Annotated in this window: 16 protein-coding genes; 11 read left to right on the top strand and 5 right to left on the bottom strand. The window is 56.4% G+C overall.

Going from position 1 to position 15,489, the window contains the following annotated elements:
* Positions 1 to 63 precede the first annotated feature (63 nt).
* Both H7B67_RS15685 and H7B67_RS15680 read left to right on the top strand, forming a co-directional pair.
* Positions 64 to 267 carry a hypothetical protein gene (locus H7B67_RS15685; RefSeq protein ID WP_185120778.1) on the top strand — a complete coding sequence of 68 codons (204 nt, stop codon included), beginning with the start codon at positions 64 to 66 and terminating at the stop codon, positions 265 to 267.
* Positions 268 to 505: 238 nt separating this feature from the next.
* Positions 506 to 2,452, top strand: a complete 1,947-nt coding sequence (locus H7B67_RS15680) for a stalk domain-containing protein (protein ID WP_185120777.1) — start codon at positions 506 to 508, stop codon at positions 2,450 to 2,452.
* Positions 2,453 to 2,501: 49 nt separating this feature from the next.
* Here the strand turns inward: H7B67_RS15680 and H7B67_RS15675 are convergent, their stop codons facing one another.
* Positions 2,502 to 3,368: a YitT family protein gene (locus H7B67_RS15675; protein WP_185120776.1), complete on the bottom strand. Its 867-nt coding sequence runs from the start codon at positions 3,366 to 3,368 to the stop codon at positions 2,502 to 2,504.
* A 136-nt stretch (positions 3,369 to 3,504) separates the two neighbouring features.
* On the opposite strand from H7B67_RS15675, the gene yidD reads away from it, so the two are divergent.
* Complete coding sequence (gene yidD / locus H7B67_RS15670) at positions 3,505 to 3,744, top strand: membrane protein insertion efficiency factor YidD (protein ID WP_185120872.1); 240 nt, start codon at positions 3,505 to 3,507, stop codon at positions 3,742 to 3,744.
* Positions 3,745 to 4,108: 364 nt separating this feature from the next.
* Positions 4,109 to 6,127: a methionine--tRNA ligase gene (gene metG, locus H7B67_RS15665; RefSeq protein ID WP_185120775.1), complete on the top strand. Its 2,019-nt coding sequence runs from the start codon at positions 4,109 to 4,111 to the stop codon at positions 6,125 to 6,127.
* Positions 6,128 to 6,179: 52 nt separating this feature from the next.
* Here the strand turns inward: metG and H7B67_RS15660 are convergent, their stop codons facing one another.
* A complete protein-coding gene (locus H7B67_RS15660) occupies positions 6,180 to 6,911 on the bottom strand; it encodes an MBL fold metallo-hydrolase (protein WP_185120774.1) in 732 nt (243 codons plus the stop codon).
* Between the two features lie 207 nt (positions 6,912 to 7,118).
* Here H7B67_RS15660 and H7B67_RS15655 point away from each other — a divergent pair, with 207 nt between their 5' ends.
* The 4 genes from H7B67_RS15655 to H7B67_RS15640 are packed head-to-tail and all read left to right on the top strand — an operon-like array spanning position 7,119 to position 10,452.
* A complete protein-coding gene (locus tag H7B67_RS15655) occupies positions 7,119 to 8,069 on the top strand; it encodes a metal ABC transporter solute-binding protein, Zn/Mn family (RefSeq protein WP_185120773.1) in 951 nt (316 codons plus the stop codon).
* Between the two features lie 38 nt (positions 8,070 to 8,107).
* Positions 8,108 to 8,911 carry a metal ABC transporter ATP-binding protein gene (locus tag H7B67_RS15650; protein ID WP_185120772.1) on the top strand — a complete coding sequence of 268 codons (804 nt, stop codon included), beginning with the start codon at positions 8,108 to 8,110 and terminating at the stop codon, positions 8,909 to 8,911.
* Positions 8,912 to 8,918: 7 nt separating this feature from the next.
* Positions 8,919 to 9,722, top strand: coding sequence for a metal ABC transporter permease (locus H7B67_RS15645; RefSeq protein ID WP_185120771.1), 804 nt, complete (start codon positions 8,919 to 8,921; stop codon positions 9,720 to 9,722).
* A 19-nt stretch (positions 9,723 to 9,741) separates the two neighbouring features.
* A complete protein-coding gene (locus H7B67_RS15640) occupies positions 9,742 to 10,452 on the top strand; it encodes a cytochrome c biogenesis CcdA family protein (RefSeq protein ID WP_185120770.1) in 711 nt (236 codons plus the stop codon).
* 22 nt (positions 10,453 to 10,474) lie between these two features.
* On the opposite strand, the gene splB is transcribed toward H7B67_RS15640, so the two are convergent.
* Positions 10,475 to 11,542: a spore photoproduct lyase gene (gene splB / locus H7B67_RS15635; RefSeq protein WP_185120769.1), complete on the bottom strand. Its 1,068-nt coding sequence runs from the start codon at positions 11,540 to 11,542 to the stop codon at positions 10,475 to 10,477.
* A 146-nt stretch (positions 11,543 to 11,688) separates the two neighbouring features.
* Between splB and mntR the strand changes: the two genes are divergently transcribed.
* Entirely contained in the window at positions 11,689 to 12,111 is a 423-nt protein-coding gene (mntR, locus tag H7B67_RS15630; protein ID WP_185120768.1) for a transcriptional regulator MntR, read from the top strand.
* Between the two features lie 137 nt (positions 12,112 to 12,248).
* Positions 12,249 to 13,259 (top strand): patatin-like phospholipase family protein, encoded by a 1,011-nt coding sequence (locus H7B67_RS15625; RefSeq protein WP_185120767.1) that lies wholly within the window; start codon positions 12,249 to 12,251, stop codon positions 13,257 to 13,259.
* Between the two features lie 54 nt (positions 13,260 to 13,313).
* On the opposite strand, the gene H7B67_RS15620 is transcribed toward H7B67_RS15625, so the two are convergent.
* Both H7B67_RS15620 and H7B67_RS15615 read right to left on the bottom strand, forming a co-directional pair.
* Positions 13,314 to 13,640 (bottom strand): hypothetical protein, encoded by a 327-nt coding sequence (locus H7B67_RS15620; protein ID WP_185120766.1) that lies wholly within the window; start codon positions 13,638 to 13,640, stop codon positions 13,314 to 13,316.
* Between the two features lie 60 nt (positions 13,641 to 13,700).
* Positions 13,701 to 14,669: a DUF1385 domain-containing protein gene (locus tag H7B67_RS15615; protein ID WP_245363643.1), complete on the bottom strand. Its 969-nt coding sequence runs from the start codon at positions 14,667 to 14,669 to the stop codon at positions 13,701 to 13,703.
* 186 nt (positions 14,670 to 14,855) lie between these two features.
* Between H7B67_RS15615 and H7B67_RS15610 the strand changes: the two genes are divergently transcribed.
* Positions 14,856 to 15,404 carry a YqhR family membrane protein gene (locus H7B67_RS15610; protein ID WP_185120765.1) on the top strand — a complete coding sequence of 183 codons (549 nt, stop codon included), beginning with the start codon at positions 14,856 to 14,858 and terminating at the stop codon, positions 15,402 to 15,404.
* Positions 15,405 to 15,489 lie beyond the last annotated feature (85 nt).

Genomic DNA, 15,489 nt, shown 5'->3' with positions numbered 1-15,489 from the left:
AGAAGCCTGTCCCGGGATCGGCCGGATAGGACTTTCTTGGCGTTCAAAGGGAGGATTCGACTCGTGGGTGAAATTACAGACGTATCGGATGTATCGGCGGGGTTGTTCGTTATCGGGATCATCTTTATTCTGCTGGTAGGCTCGCTCTTCAGCATGGGGGTTCTAAAGTTCTTCCAGAGCAAGAAGCGCCAGGGGACCCTTTACTTCGGAGGCTCGGTCCTGTCCTTCGGATTGATGCTCTTCGTCGTGCTTACTTGGTTCGATTAAGCTTGCCGTTTCGGATTCGCGCGGAGCCTAAGCAGCCGTCAGGGTTCAGAGCCCAGGCGGCTGTTCGTTTTTGCCGGGCTCTTAAGCCGGCGGATTAAAAATTGCACCGCAACTTTATCGGTATAGAGGGCGTCTTATTAAAGGTATCGAAAAGACGTACTCCTATCGTGTTATACGTCTGGCCCAGTTGCAGTCGATCCCATCCATCGCATTTCTGTCGAAGCAAAGGAGATCACGTATGAGAAAATGGTTTGCCGCACTCTTGCTATTATCCCTAGTATTTAGTTCTATTCCCTTCTCGAACGTCGCGGAGGCCAAGCCGGGCGACAACACGCTCAGCCTGTACTTAGACAAGGCCAAAGTCGCGCTTAACGGCGTCGAGTATCCTTCGGTTCAGCCGACGACGGCGGTCAAGGGGGTTTCCTACGCTCCGCTCAGCATGCTCGTTGCCCGCTACGGCTACAGCATCAGCTTCAATAGCGTGACCAAGGAATCGATCGTTACCGGCAACAATCTCGAGATGCGCTGGAAAATGAACACGTCGACGTATACCTTGAACGGAGTCAGCTCGACCTTCGCGGGTAAAGCCTACGTGCTGAAGGGCAGCCTGATGGTTCCGGTTCGCGCCTGGGCGACTGCGACAGGATCCACTCTGACGACTTCCAAAGGTCAAATCGTTCTTGCTTGGAACTCCTTCAAGAAGCCGACGGCGGAATTCGTCGTCGATCAGACGGAGATCTACGCGACGCAGACGAACGTCACGTATACGAGCAAGTCGCAAAATCCGGAATTCATCGTCCAAGAGGAATGGACGGGGAACGATCCGGCGTTCAACGAACCGGGCTCCTATACCATTACGCGCACGGTCATGGATACGAACGGGGAATGGAGCGAGCCGTATTCGGTCACGATCAACGTTCTTCCGCCGAACCAAGCGCCGGTCGCGGAGTTTACGACCGACAAGACGGTTTACAAGATCGGCGAGCCGATCACGTATACCGACCTGTCGACGGATGACGAGAATGCGATCGTCGAACGGGTATGGAGCAACAACGATCCGGCGTTCTTCACGTCGGGCCCACAAATGATTAATCTGCGGGTCCTCGACAAGCACGGGTTGTATTCCGATTACTCTCTCTCGGTTACGATCTCGGACGAGATCATGTACACCCAAGAGGAATATAATCAGAAATTCATCGAGCCGGGCGAGATGTACACCACGGACGGCCAAGCGATCCTGAATTATTCGCTGGTCCCTTATACGTTCTCCAGCTCCGACCGCAAGCTGCTCGCTTCCAACAGCCCGGAGAACCTGACGAAGCAAGGTCTGCTTTACCGGGATACGGTAACGGGAGATTTCCGCCTGTTCGTTTATCACCTCAACATCGGCACCGACAAGCTGAAGATTTACCTGGCGGCGACCAACAAGAGCTCGGAAGTGGCGAACGTCAGCTTGGGAGCTTCCGGTCAGGCGGGGCCGAACTACTTCGGCCTGTGGACGGGGAAGCTGGCTTCGGAACGGTACCTGGATTCGAACGCGACGGGTAATACGACTTTGACGTCGCTCCAACCGGGCGAGACGAAGCTGATCATGCCGGAGCTCGGCAATCAGGCGCTGAAGCCTTATGACGTCTTCTCCGCTTACGCCGACCTGAACGCGAGCTCGGCGGTCGAGTTCACGCTGTTCGCGGTCAAGGAAGGCGACAAGGCTCCTCTGGAGACGTTGAAGACGTTCGGCAACCTGCCGCGCGACGCCAAGCATATCCGCGGAACGTTCGATGGCGCGGATCGCACCATCCATATTGACGAGGTTCTCGGCGATGAACCGCAGCGCGTGCTGTTCGGCGACCATGTGAACGATCCTTCCCTGGACGGCCGCGATATGCTGAACGGCGTTTACGAGAACAACTGGGGGAACTTCGGCGTCGTCTACAAGATGACGGTCCGGGTGAAGCCGAATACGCTGATTGCGGCGAATGCCCGCGGCGGAGTGTGGTCGGGAGTGTTCAAGATCAACGACATCCCGGTCATGGTCTCCAACTCGAGCTTGCTGCAGAAGCAAAGCGACGTATGCGTTCTCTATCGAACGGGACCTTATGAAGAGTTCGTCGAGCTGTCGTTTATGACGGCGCTGGGCTCCAACCTGCCGATGAACGTCCTGTTTATCCCGATGAAACAAGGTTAAAGCAAGAGCGGCTTGCCTATCTGCCCAGCAGATACGGCTAGCCGCTTTTTTAATGGACGTTCTTCTTCTGAAGATCTCCGCCCATGACCTCAGACACCGCTTGAATGGCGATTAGCGCCTTGGAATCGATCTCTTGGACGATGTCCCGAAGCTTGGCGACTTCCAATCGGGTGACGATGCAGTAGATCATCTGCGTATCTTCCTGGCTGTACCCTACCTTGGCATAGAGCAGCGTAGTGCTTCGGCCGAGCCGCTGCATGATCGCGTCGGCGATCTCGGCATGCTCGACCGAGATGATCGTGACCGACTTCGATTCGTCGATCCCTTCGACGACGATGTCCATCAGCTTTGCCGCCAGGTAGTAGGCGAACACGGAGTACATCGCGGAGTCCCAGCCGAAGACGAAGCCGGCGGCGGTGAAGATGAACAGGTTGATGATCATGATGAGCTGGCCGACCGACATGCGGAGCTTCTTCGACAGGATGATGGCGACGATCTCGGTTCCGTCCAGGGAGCCGCCGAAGCGAAGCACGAGACCGACGCCGGCGCCCAGCAGCACGCCCCCGAATCCGACGGCGAGCAATTTCTCGTTCGTCGCCGGATGGACGTGATGCAGCAATTGGGTCATGACCGACATGACCGCAATGCCGTAAAGAGTATAGAACGTGAAGGATTTGCCGATCTGCTTATAGCCGAGGAACAGGAACGGAAGGTTGATGAAGAAGAGGAAGATGCCTAAAGGCAAGTCGGTCAGCTCGGACAAGATGATCGAGATCCCGGTAATGCCACCGTCGATGATGTCGTTCGGAACGAGAAACAGCTCGAGCGCAAGCGCCATGACGACGGCTCCTACGGTGACGAAGAAAAAATTGATCAAGTAAGCGGACTTGGATTTTTTGCGGTGCGTTCGGGGCATGAGAGTCTCCTTTTCCTACGGGTTGGAATCGCTCTTGGGAGTTTTCTCCATATCCGTCCGCCTTATTCGTCCGATTTGACTCTCGACTCTTCAAGGTTCAGAATAGAGTAGAGAAGGCCATAGGGAGATGAGTAGAATGCTGCGCCGAGTGGCTCAAGCGCCGATTCGCTTCTATCGCACGTTTATCTCTCCGCTCAAGCCGCCGACGTGCCGATTCGCGCCGACTTGCTCCGCTTACGCGCTGGAAGCCATCGAAGTGCACGGAGTCCTGAAGGGGAGCGGACTGGCGGTCGTGCGCATATGCAAGTGCCATCCTTTTCACCCCGGCGGTTACGATCCCGTCCCCGAACGCAAGAAGCCGAAGCGTCGGGCTTGACAGCGGCGGCGAACTTCCGTAAGATGGTGCCAATAGTCGAATAGAGTCTCCGATGAAGAGATAAGTACGAAGGACGGTCTGTCCCAGAGAGCCGGTGTTCGCTGCGAACCGGTACAGGCGCCTTGGGAACATGGTCTTGGAGGAATCGCTCTCGAGCCGCGGGCCGTCATGGTCCGGGTAAGGGACGACGCGCGTCCGGCGATAACGGATCGGCCGACGGAAGTCGGTCTCAAGGAGCCTTTCGCGGCAAGCTGGCGGAAGGGAAATTGGGTGGTACCACGTGAGCGATGCTCTCGTCCCATACGGGCGGGAGCTTTTTGCGTTCTATCGAGCAAATTCACAATGAAGAAGGGCGGACGGACAGATGGCGGAGAAGAAAACTTTTTACCTAACGACACCGATCTACTACCCAAGCGACAAGCTGCACATCGGTCATGCCTACACGACGGTCGCGGGCGACGCGATGGCTCGCTACAAGCGCCTTAGAGGCTTCGAGGTCCGTTACCTCACGGGCACCGACGAGCATGGGCAGAAAATCCAACGCAAGGCGGAGGAGGCGGGCAAAACTCCTCAGCAATTCGTGGACGACATCGTGGTCGGCATTCAGGATCTGTGGCGCAAGCTGGAGATCTCCAACGACGACTTCATTCGCACGACGGAGGAGCGCCATAAGAAGGTCGTCCAGAAGATCTTCGACAAGCTGCTGGCGACCGGCGACATTTATAAGGGCGAATACGAAGGCTGGTACAGCATTCCGGACGAGACGTATTACACCGAGACGCAGCTGGCGGATCCGATCAAGAACGACAAGGGCGAGATCATCGGCGGCAAAAGCCCGGACAGCGGCCATCCGGTCGAGTTGGTCAAGGAGGAGAGCTACTTCTTCCGCATGAGCAAGTACGCGGATCGGCTGCTCGCTTATTACGAGGAGAATCCGGAGTTCATTCTTCCCGAGTCTCGCCGCAACGAGATGATCAACAACTTCATCAAGCCGGGTCTCGAGGATCTGGCGGTGTCGCGCACGACGTTCGACTGGGGCGTTCCGGTTCCGGGCGACCCTAAGCATGTCATCTACGTATGGATCGACGCGCTCTCCAACTACATCACGGCTCTCGGCTACGATTCGGAAGACGCCTCGCTGTACGAGAAGTTCTGGCCGGCCGACGTACACCTGGTCGGCAAGGAGATCGTCCGCTTCCACACGATCTATTGGCCGATCATGCTGATGGCGCTCGATCTTCCTCTGCCGAAGAAGGTATTCGCACACGGCTGGCTGCTGATGAAGGACGGCAAGATGTCCAAGTCGAAGGGCAACGTCGTCGATCCGGTGAAGCTGATCGACCGCTACGGCCTGGACGCGCTTCGCTACTATCTGCTTCGCGAGGTCCCGTTCGGCGCCGACGGCACGTTCACGCCGGATAACTTCGTCGAGCGGATCAATTACGATCTCGCGAACGACCTCGGCAACCTGCTGAACCGTACCGTGGCGATGATCGAGAAGTATTTCGACGGCGTCGTTCCGGCGTATAGCTCCGGAGCGACCGAGTTCGACGCGGATCTGGAGGCCGTCGCTTCGTCCGTCATCGAGAAGACGGAAGCGGCGCTCGAGACGATGGAGTTCTCCGTTGCCCTGACCGCCATCTGGCAGCTGGTCAGCCGCACGAACAAATACATCGACGAGACGAAGCCTTGGGCGCTCGCGAAGGACGAGGCGAACCGGGAGCAGCTCGCGTCGGTCATGGGCCATCTCGCCGATTCGCTGCGCATCGCGTCGATCCTGCTGCAGCCGTTCTTGACGCATACGCCAAGCAAGATCTGGGAGCAGCTCGGCCTCTCCAAGGGAACGGCAACCGAATGGGAGAGCATCCGCGCCTTCCGCGGCATTCCGGAAGGCACGAAGGTCGCAAAGGGAGAGCCGATCTTCCCAAGACTCGACATGGCGGAAGAAATCGCCTGGATCGTCGACATGATGGGCGGAAGCAAGGCGGCACCTGCCGAGTCCGCGGCGAAGCCTGCCGAAGCGGCGGCCGCTCCTTCGGAGGAAGCGGTCGATCGGAAGGAAGAGATCGGGATCGACGACTTCTCCAAGGTCGAGCTTCGCGTCGGCCAAGTCGTCGCCTGCGAGCCGGTTCCGAAGGCGGATAAGCTGCTTAAGCTGCAGCTCGACCTCGGCTTCGAGACGAGACAGGTCGTCTCCGGCATCGCGAAGTTCTACAAGCCGGAGGAGCTCGTCGGCCGCAAGGTGATCTGCGTCGCGAACCTGAAGCCCGTCAAGCTGCGCGGCGAATGGTCCCACGGCATGATCCTGGCCGCCTCGCATGGCGACCAGCTCACGCTCGCGACCGTTCCGGAAGGCATGCCGAACGGCGCAATCGTGAAATAATAGAACGCCCCGCAAGGAATCGACCTTGCGGGGCGTTTCTTCTATTTTGACTTCAGTATCGCTTAACCAATTTATCCAAAGCGCCGCGTATGTCGCCTTGAAATCGTCCGCCATGATAGCAGATCAAAGTTTCGATCTCATAAGACATCAGCCGCCGAACGGATGCGACGGCCTCCTCCAAATCCAACGCATATTGGGGGTTTGCGATGTCCAGCTCGCCATCTTCGACAACGACGGCGTCGCCGGCGATCAACGTTTGGCTGTCGCGCAGGTAAAGAGAGATATGCCCGGCCATATGCCCCGGCGTATGGATGATCTCGATTCCGCCGCACCACGGCAGGATGTCGCCGTGACGGACTTTTTGATCTACGCTTGCCGGTTCAATGGACGCCAGCAATTCCATGAACTGTTTGGCGCCCGTGATTGCCTCCTGCGGCAGCAAATGCAGCGTAGATTCGGCTTGCTCCAATCTTTGCGATTTTCGGCTCCCGTCGAGATACGGAGCTTCGATTTCATGCGCGATTAGGGTCGCCCCCGGAAGCATCCGTTTCAAAGCCGCAAGCGATCCGATATGGTCCATGTCATGATGCGTTGCGATAATATGCGTAATGGATTCAAGCTCGAAACCTTCTTTGAGTAAGGCTTGTCGAAGCTGCGGAATAAATCCGGGATACCCGCAATCGACGAGAATTCGTTCATGGCCGTTGCTTAATAGGACTGGCGTGATGACCTGCTTTTCGCCGTAATTCGTGACTTCAATCGGAAGCGGATGACAGCTGTGCAAAGCGTTTCCCTCATTTCATGTATTCGATCCTCTATTTCAAGATTCTACTAGGAAAAACATGGGTGTCAATTCCATTAGCGAGTAAAAAGGAGGTTATTATCCTTGGTTTTGGGCCATTGTGTTGACAGGGGCGAACGTCTCGAAGTATACTCCTTAAAGCGTAAATTATACGATTAAGAGTCTGGAAGAGAAAGTTGGGAAACGGGAATGCAACGGAGAAGCGGACTTTTACTGGCGGTTATTTTCTTGGCAGCCACGGTTCTATCGGCTTGCGGCAACGACAAGAACACATTCGCGGAGGGCAAGGTCAACGTCGTGACGACCTTCTATCCTCTCTATTACCTAGCAAGCGAGATCGGCGGGGAGGACGCCAACGTGGTGAACCTGATCCCCGCGGGGGTCGAACCCCACGATTGGACGCCGAAGAGCAAGGACCTGCAGACGGCTTCCAAAGCGCAGCTGTTTATCTACAACGGAGCGGGGCTGGAAGGCTGGGCCGACGATTTTCTGCACGGGGCCGGCTCCAACGGCAGCTTGAAGACCGTGGAGGCGAGCTCGGGAATCGCGCTCATCTCCGGCAATCCGGAGGAAGAGGAACACGAGCATGAGGGAGAAGAAGGACACGAGCACGCTTCCGATGTCGATCCGCACACGTGGGTCAGCCCGAAATCCGCGCTCGTCATGGCCGATAACATACTCAAGGCTTTCGTCGATTCGGATCCGGCGAACGAAGCGGCTTACGAGTCCCGCTACGAAGACCTTCAAAATCGCCTTAAGACGCTCGACGAACAATTTACGGAGCAGCTTCAGGCGGTGCCTAACAAAGACATCGTCGTGACCCATCAAGCGTTCGGCTATTTGGCGAGAGATTACGGACTGAATCAAGTCGCGATCATGGGGCTGTCCCCGGAAGCGGAACCCCGCGCTCAGGATCTGCTCGATGTCGCGAAGTTCGTGAAGGACAACGGCGTTCGGACGATTTTCTTCGAGGAGCTCGTATCCAACCAGATGGCCAAGACGATCTCGGGCGAGACGGGAGCGGACATCGACGTTCTGAATCCGATCGAAGGCTTGACCTCCAAGCAGGAGAAGGACGGGGAGACCTACATCTCTCTAATGGAGAGAAATTTGCAAAACCTGGTGAAGGCATTACAATAGAGAAGCATGAACCGGGCTCAACGGAAGGAGCAATATCCATGATAAGCACTGCCCCAACCGCGACGGACGCGCCGATCGAGACAGGCGTCTTGGCTTCATCCTCCTGCCATCGGGAGATCGTCTCGCTGGAGGATGTCTCTTATTCCTACGGAGCGCAGCAGGTACTGGACAAGGTAAGCTTCGTCGTGCGGGAGCGGGATTTTATCGGGCTGATCGGTTCCAACGGCGCCGGCAAAACGACTCTGCTGCGGATGATAGTAGGCTTGCTCAAGCCGACCTCCGGCGAGATCAAGCTGTTCGGAACCCCGATGTCGAAGTTCAAGGATTGGCAGCTCATCGGCTACGTCCCCCAGCGGAACCACTTCAATCCCCTTTTTCCGGCAACGGTCAGGGAAGTGGTGCTCTCCGGTCTCTACGGACGGCGCAAGCTGCTGAAGAGAATAACGAAGGAAGACCATCTGCGGGCGGAGGATGCCCTGAATACCCTCAAGATCCGCGAGCTGGCGGAAAAGAGGATCGGGGAGCTGTCGGGCGGACAGCAGCAGAGGGTGTTCCTGGCGAGAGCTCTGATCAACAATCCGAAGCTGCTCATTCTCGACGAACCGATGTCGGGAATCGATACCGAGACGCAGAACAACTTCTTTAATCTGCTGCTTCATATGCACAAGAAACACAATATTACTTTTCTGATGGTGTCGCACGACATGGAGATGGTTCGCTCTTATCTGGGAGAGATCCCTAGAGCCAAGAGCGGCAAGCTGTCGTTCCACGTCCGGCATTCTCACGATTTAGAGGATTGCGGGGAGACGGATCTGCTGCACTCCTTGCGGAAAGAAGGGTAAACGGCGCTTGGAACTTTTATCGGCCGAGTTTTTCCAACGGGCGCTTATCGGCGGCGCCCTCATTGCCATTACGTCCCCGTTGCTGGGGCTTTTCCTCGTTCTAAGAAGATTGGCCATGATCGGCGACACGCTCGCCCACGTCAGCATCGCAGGTGTGGCTCTCGGTTTTCTTATTAATGTGTATCCGGTTGCTGTAGGACTGGCGTTCGCGATTCTGGCCTCGTTCGGGATCGAAGTCCTTCGGAGGAGGTATCGTTCCTTCGCTGAGCTGTCCATCGCGATCATCATGTCGGGCGGCATCGGACTCGCTTCCCTCTTGTTTACGGTTGGCAAAGGGTATAACTTAGATGTAAACTCTTATTTGTTCGGGAGCATCTACACGCTGAACAATGCGGACATCTTGATTATCGCGATTATTACCGTTATCGTTCTCGCCGTCGTTATTGCCCTTAGGAAGGAATTGTTCCTTCTGACGTTCGACGAGGATGCCGCTTCGGTCAGCGGGCTTCCGGTTCGTTACTTCAACATTCTGATCAGCATCATGACCGCGCTTGTCATCAGCGCCTCGATCAAGATCGTCGGGGCTTTGCTCGTGTCCGCGCTGCTGATGATCCCGGCCGCCTGCAGCCTGGTGCTGTCCAAGAGCTTCCGCCAATCCATCATTCTTGTCATCCTTATTGGCGAAGTAGCGGTGGTATGCGGCTTATGGATGGCCGGCATCTGGAACCTGGCTCCGGGAGGCACCGTCGTTTTGCTGTTGATCGCCATTTTGCTGGCCTCCTTGGTCATGACGAGGAGAGCCCGAGTATAAAGCGGGAGCGTGGCCCACATTGAATGAAGTCAATATCGGCATTGCATTCGCGGGGGGACTGGCTTCCTTTATCTCCCCGTGCTGTCTGCCTTTATATCCGTCCTATTTATCTTACATAACCGGAATGACCGTCACCCAGCTGAAGACCGATACGAGCCGAAGCGTGCGAACGAAAACGATGGCCCACACGTTCTTCTTTATCCTGGGCTTCTCGTTCGTTTTCTTTACGCTTAGCTACACGGCGAACGCGTTCGCTTCGACGTTTCGGGAATACCAGGACCCGATCCGTCAGATTTCGGCGCTCCTGATCATCCTGATGGGTCTGTTCCTGCTCGGGGTTTTCCAGCCGCAGCTTCTGATGAAGGAGCGGAAAATGAACATGAGCTGGAGGCCCGCGGGCTACTTAGGCTCGTTCATCTTCGGCGTCGGCTTCTCGGCGGGCTGGTCCCCGTGCGTGGGACCGATCCTGTCTTCGATTCTCGCTCTCGCCGCCAGCGAACCCGGTACTTGGGCAAGCATGACGGCCGCCTATTCGCTGGGCTTCGGCGTTCCGTTCTTCGTGCTGGCGTTCTTCATCGGATCGACGAGATGGATCCTGAAGTACTCCAATCGTCTCATGAAGATCGGGGGAGCCCTCATGATCGTGATGGGGATTCTCCTGTTTACGGACAAGATGACTTCCATCACGATCTGGCTGAATTCCATCACGCCGGAGTGGCTGAAGTTCTGACGGTACCGTCGGCTCGGCCTATTTATGTGAAATATTCGATCTTGGCCATCGGGAACTCCCCGAAGATTCTCTCGGTCAAGAACATTCTCAATGCGTCTGCCTGCTCGTCCGGGTAGACGTATTTGTGTTGACCCCAACGTCCCCATTTCTTCTTGCGGATCGCTTCGTCCATCTCCAGCTTGGTCTTCGGGTAACGCTTCTCGATCGTGCTCTTCGCCGTCTTCGTGAAGCGATGCTGAATGAGCTCGAACGTGAGGTCCGACGTCGCCTCCTTCGGAAGAGCGGCGCCCAGCTTCGCGAGCAGCTCGCCGTAGCCGTCCTCCCAGCCGTCATACCAGATGATCGGCGCGATGATGAACCCGAGCGGGTAGCCGACCTTGGCGATTTTGCCGGCCGCCTCTATCCGCTCCGCGAAACGAGAGGTGGCGGGCTCGAAGTTCTTGATGACGTAGTCGGAATTGACGCTGAACCGGATGCGCGTGTTCCCGTTGTGCTTAAGATGCAGCAAGGGTTCGACATGGTGATATTTGGTCACGAACCGAAGCCTGCCGAGGGGCTCGTTCGCCATGAACGTGATAGCATCCGCCAAAGAGCCGGTCAAGTGCTCCAGACCGACCGGATCGGACGTGCATGCCGCTTCGAAGCGGGTAATCTCCGGCGCTCTCTCCTCGATGTATGTTTTGGCGGCGCCCAGGATGTCTTCCGTATTCACGTAAACCCGGACGTAGGGCTTGGCACCCAGCGTCGTTTGAAGGTAGCAATAATGGCAATGCCCCATGCAGCCGGTCGACAGCGGAAGCGCGTATTCGGCGGAAGGCTTGGAGGTGTCGAACTTGAGCGTCTTGCGGATGCCGACCACGAGCGTTCGCTTGGCCGCCTTGTATCGCTCCAGCTCGGTCTCCCCGGGCAAGCCGGTGATCCGATTGTGGGAGGTCGTCGTTCGGTAAGGAATTCCTCTTTCTTGAACCCAATCCAAGATTCTTCGGCCCTTCGGATAATCCAGGGAAGCAGGCTCGAAGTAGACGAGCTCGGGCACGAACAATGGCGTTTCCCTCGTCTGGCGAGGGCGTTCTGCGATCGGGGTTGTCATCGGCGAAGCCTCCTTCGGAATGTCTTTATTGTGCGCAGGCGCGGGCTTGGAATTCGGACGATTTTCGCGAGGGGAGACTTGCTCCTGAAGTTTGCGCTGGTGTATGATACTAAGAGTTAGTGACTGCCGGGAAAGGGGGAGCCGCATTGCCGACCCCAAGTATGGAAGATTATCTGGAACGGATCTATCGCCTTATCGATGAGAAGGGCTATGCTCGCGTTTCGGATATCGCCGAAGGGCTGGAGGTGCATCCTTCTTCCGTAACCAAGATGATACAGAAGTTGGACAAGGACAATTACCTCATCTATGAGAAGTATCGCGGACTCGTATTAACGACTAAGGGCAAGAAAGTCGGCAAAAGACTCGTTGACCGGCATCATCTGCTGGAGATGTTCCTGAAGACGATCGGCGTACAGGAAGAGAACATCTACCGCGACGTGGAAGGCATCGAGCATCACCTTAGCTGGGATTCGATTACTTGCATCGAGACGCTAGTCGAGTACTTCAACCAAGATCCCAAGAGGATCGAAGAACTTCAAGGCGTTCGTGCTGAATTGGATAAGGACTAAGCCAAGCGAAGGCTATCCGGAGGATCCATTGGATCCGCGGGTAGCTTTCTTGCTTTATGTACTGCCCGCAAGCGGCGCCGCATAAGCTGTCATCGGAGGATTCACCGAAACCCGCAAGACGAGAACGGGGGAGTCCGATGAAGGTGAACGGCGTGTTCGAGGGCGGCGGCGTCAAAGGCATCTCCCTGGTCGGCGCCGTGCGCGCGGCGGAGAGGAACGACGTGCAATTCCATAAAGTGGCGGGCACCTCGTCGGGCAGCATCGTAGCCGCGCTGCTGGCGACCGGCTATACGGCGTCGGAGATGAAGGTCATAATCGAGTCGGCTCCGTTCTCCCGGTTCCTGCGGAGGTCCCCGTTCTACAACGTGAAGGTCGTCGGTCCGGCGATTCGATTGTTTCTGAAGAAAGGCCTGTATTCGGGAGACGCCCTGGAAGCGTGGATTCGCGAGCTGCTCGCGGCTAGGGGAGTGAAGACGTTCGCGGATTTGCCTCTCGGCAAGCTGAAGATTACCGCCTCGGATATTACGAACGGCAGGCTGCTCGTCCTTCCCGACGATATCGCCGAGTATGGAATCGATCCGCTGAGCTTGGAAGTCGCCAAAGCGATCCGGATGAGCATAAGCATCCCTTACTTTTTCGATCCGGTGCTCATTCCGATGCCTAAGGCAAAGCAAGGGCAACGCAGGCGCAAGATCGCGGCAGGCCGCTCTTCTTATATCGTCGACGGCGGAGTTTTGAGCAATTTTCCGTTATGGATCTTCGAAGGCGACCAAGAAGAACCGGGAGGGCCCGTTCCGGTCATCGGCTTCCAGATGGTCGGCCGCAACGACATGAAGGCTCATCGGATCGTCGGGCCGATCTCGATGTTCCAAGCGATGTTCGAAACGATGCTCAGCGCCCACGACGAACGTTATATCGAACAGAATAACCGGATTCGCACGATCAAGATTCCTACCCTGGGGGTTCGGACGACCGACTTCAACTTAACCGCGGAAAAAAGCGAAAGCTTATACCGGTCGGGTCTCGAAGCCGGGGAGAAGTACTTCAAGCACTGCGACCGCAGGACCGGATTGATAGAGACGAAGCCTTCGGGAGGAGAAGGGGTGTCCGTACGGATACAATCGGCCAACCGAAGCAATGATGCTTAGCAAAAGAAACCCCCGACAGGCCGCGGCTTGTCGGGGGTTGGTCTGTTATTCGCGTCAATGATACCTTGGCGGTTCTTCGTCGCGCTTCTTGCTTCCTTCGATCACTCGAAAGTTGGCGGTTCGACGCTTGGCGTTCTTATCCTCGCGTTCCTTGGCCAGGTTGCGGCGCTGGCTCTTGATGGCCGCCTGCCGGTACTTGGACTTCTCGGCAGAGGAGCTTCTTCCCCAACGGGTCGGCGGGAACTTGTAGAGCAAGAACACGATCGCAACCAGGATGATAGGGATCAACAGCGTGGTTGCGCCTCTAATAATTTGGCCGACGATCCCGACGGCGATCAAGGCGATCATAAGGATGGCCACGGGTCCGAAACGTCTGCGCATGGCGTTGTCCCCCTCTGGGTTACAAGGTGTATAGCGGGCGCCTACAGGAATGCGCCGGAATCAAGCGGAGACGGTCGCGGCTGCGGGCTGATGGCTGTATTCGCGATCCAGCTCCATCATTCGGTTAAAGGAAGCGATCGAGACGGCGACTTGCTCGTCGTTCGGTTCCTTGGTCGTCAAGAGCTGAAGCCACAAGCCCGGGTAGCCTAGGAAACGAAGCACCGGAATATCCCGAACGGCGTTCGTCCACTTCAGAACCTCGTAGGAAATGCCGATCACGACGGGCAGCAAGGCGATCCGGATCCAGATTCTCTCCCATACGGAATCCCAATGGAAGATAGGGAAGGAATACAGGATAACGCCTACGATGACGGTGAAGATGATGAAGCTGCTTCCGCAACGATAATGCAGACGGCTGGCGCGCTGAACGTTCTCGACCGTCAATTCGTCGCCGGCTTCGTAGGCGCTGATCACCTTATGCTCCGCGCCATGGTATTGGAACAGGCGCTTGATGATCGGCGTCTTGGAGATCATCCAGAGATAGAAAAGCAACAGGGCGATCTTGATAACGCCTTCCAGAATGTTATGCAGGAACTTATTGTCGAAGGCTCTTCCGAAAATTTCGCTTTCAAGGAAAGCGGGAACGGCCGCGAAAATGACTTTGCCGAAAACGAAGGACAGAACGCCGACGACCGCGACGCCGAGTATCATGGAGAGGCTCCATTTCTCCTTCTCCTTGGCCTTCGCCGCTTCTTCCGGAGTCGATTCGTCCTCCGCATACGCCTCCGCCGAGAAGTTGAGATGCTGGGAGCCCTTCGCTGAAGACTCGACGATGCCGACCAGTCCGCGTATGAACGGGATCTTTTTTAACCATTTTACGATATTCGGGGTCGATCCCCTGGGTACCTCGTAAAAAGCGATTTCTTGGTTCTTGCGTCTTACGGCCGTGACATTGACGTGGCGCCCCGCGAACATGACTCCTTCAATGACGGCCTGTCCTCCGTATGCTGTGTTCGGCTGCTGAGCCAAGCGATCACCTTCTCTGTCTAGAACTAAGGAAGCCGAAGCTTCCGATCTACGTTTATTTTACAGGAATCCGGCTTACAATGCCACAGGGAACGGCTGCTCGGCGTTCCAATAAGGAAGGCGGCCGAGTAGGGCGACGTTCCGCGGCCCATACTAGTCAGGCGATGTCCATGAATGGGAGGGTAAGCCATGGCGGATAAGAACGAAGAACGGGATAAACCTTCGGCGGAACGGGATAGGCCTTCGATAGGAAGGGCCGTTCTATACGCCTTGCAGATAGGCTTCTTTGCGGGCGTGATCTGGGGATTGATGCGTTGGCTGGCCGTAAGCCTTAATTTGACTCGAGTTCCGCAAGCGTTCCTGGCGGACCCTTGGGTGCGAAGGGAGGCTCTGAACAGCATAGTCTGGCACGTAACGGGTTTGGCTTTGTTTATCGGCATGTCGCTGGTCGCGGCGCTGGTCTACTTGCTCGTTCTGGGAAATCTACGGGGGCCATGGCCGGGTATTCTCTTCGGAGGCGCCTGGTGGGCGCTGCTGTTTCTTTGGATCGGGCCGCTGACCGGGATGACGGAGCCGGTTCGGACCATCGGATGGAACAGCATTGCGTGCGAGCTTGGCATTTATTTATGCTGGGGGCTGTTTATCGGGTACAGCATCGCTTTCGAATTTCATGACGAAGCGTCTCGAGAACCTGCCGGCAAAGCGAACGGCGGCAGAAAGGCGCAGCCGGCCTCCTGACGGGGGTGAAGAGTTCGCCGGTCTGGTAGATCGGGATCGCGCTATGATACAATAATTTCCGAGTGTTAGTCTAACGCTGCGGCGA

Source organism: Cohnella thailandensis, assembly GCF_014212135.1.
GTDB classification, from domain to species: domain Bacteria; phylum Bacillota; class Bacilli; order Paenibacillales; family Paenibacillaceae; genus Cohnella; species Cohnella thailandensis.
Note: the sequence above shows the minus strand (reverse complement) of the source record. Positions and strands in the feature narration are given on the sequence as shown.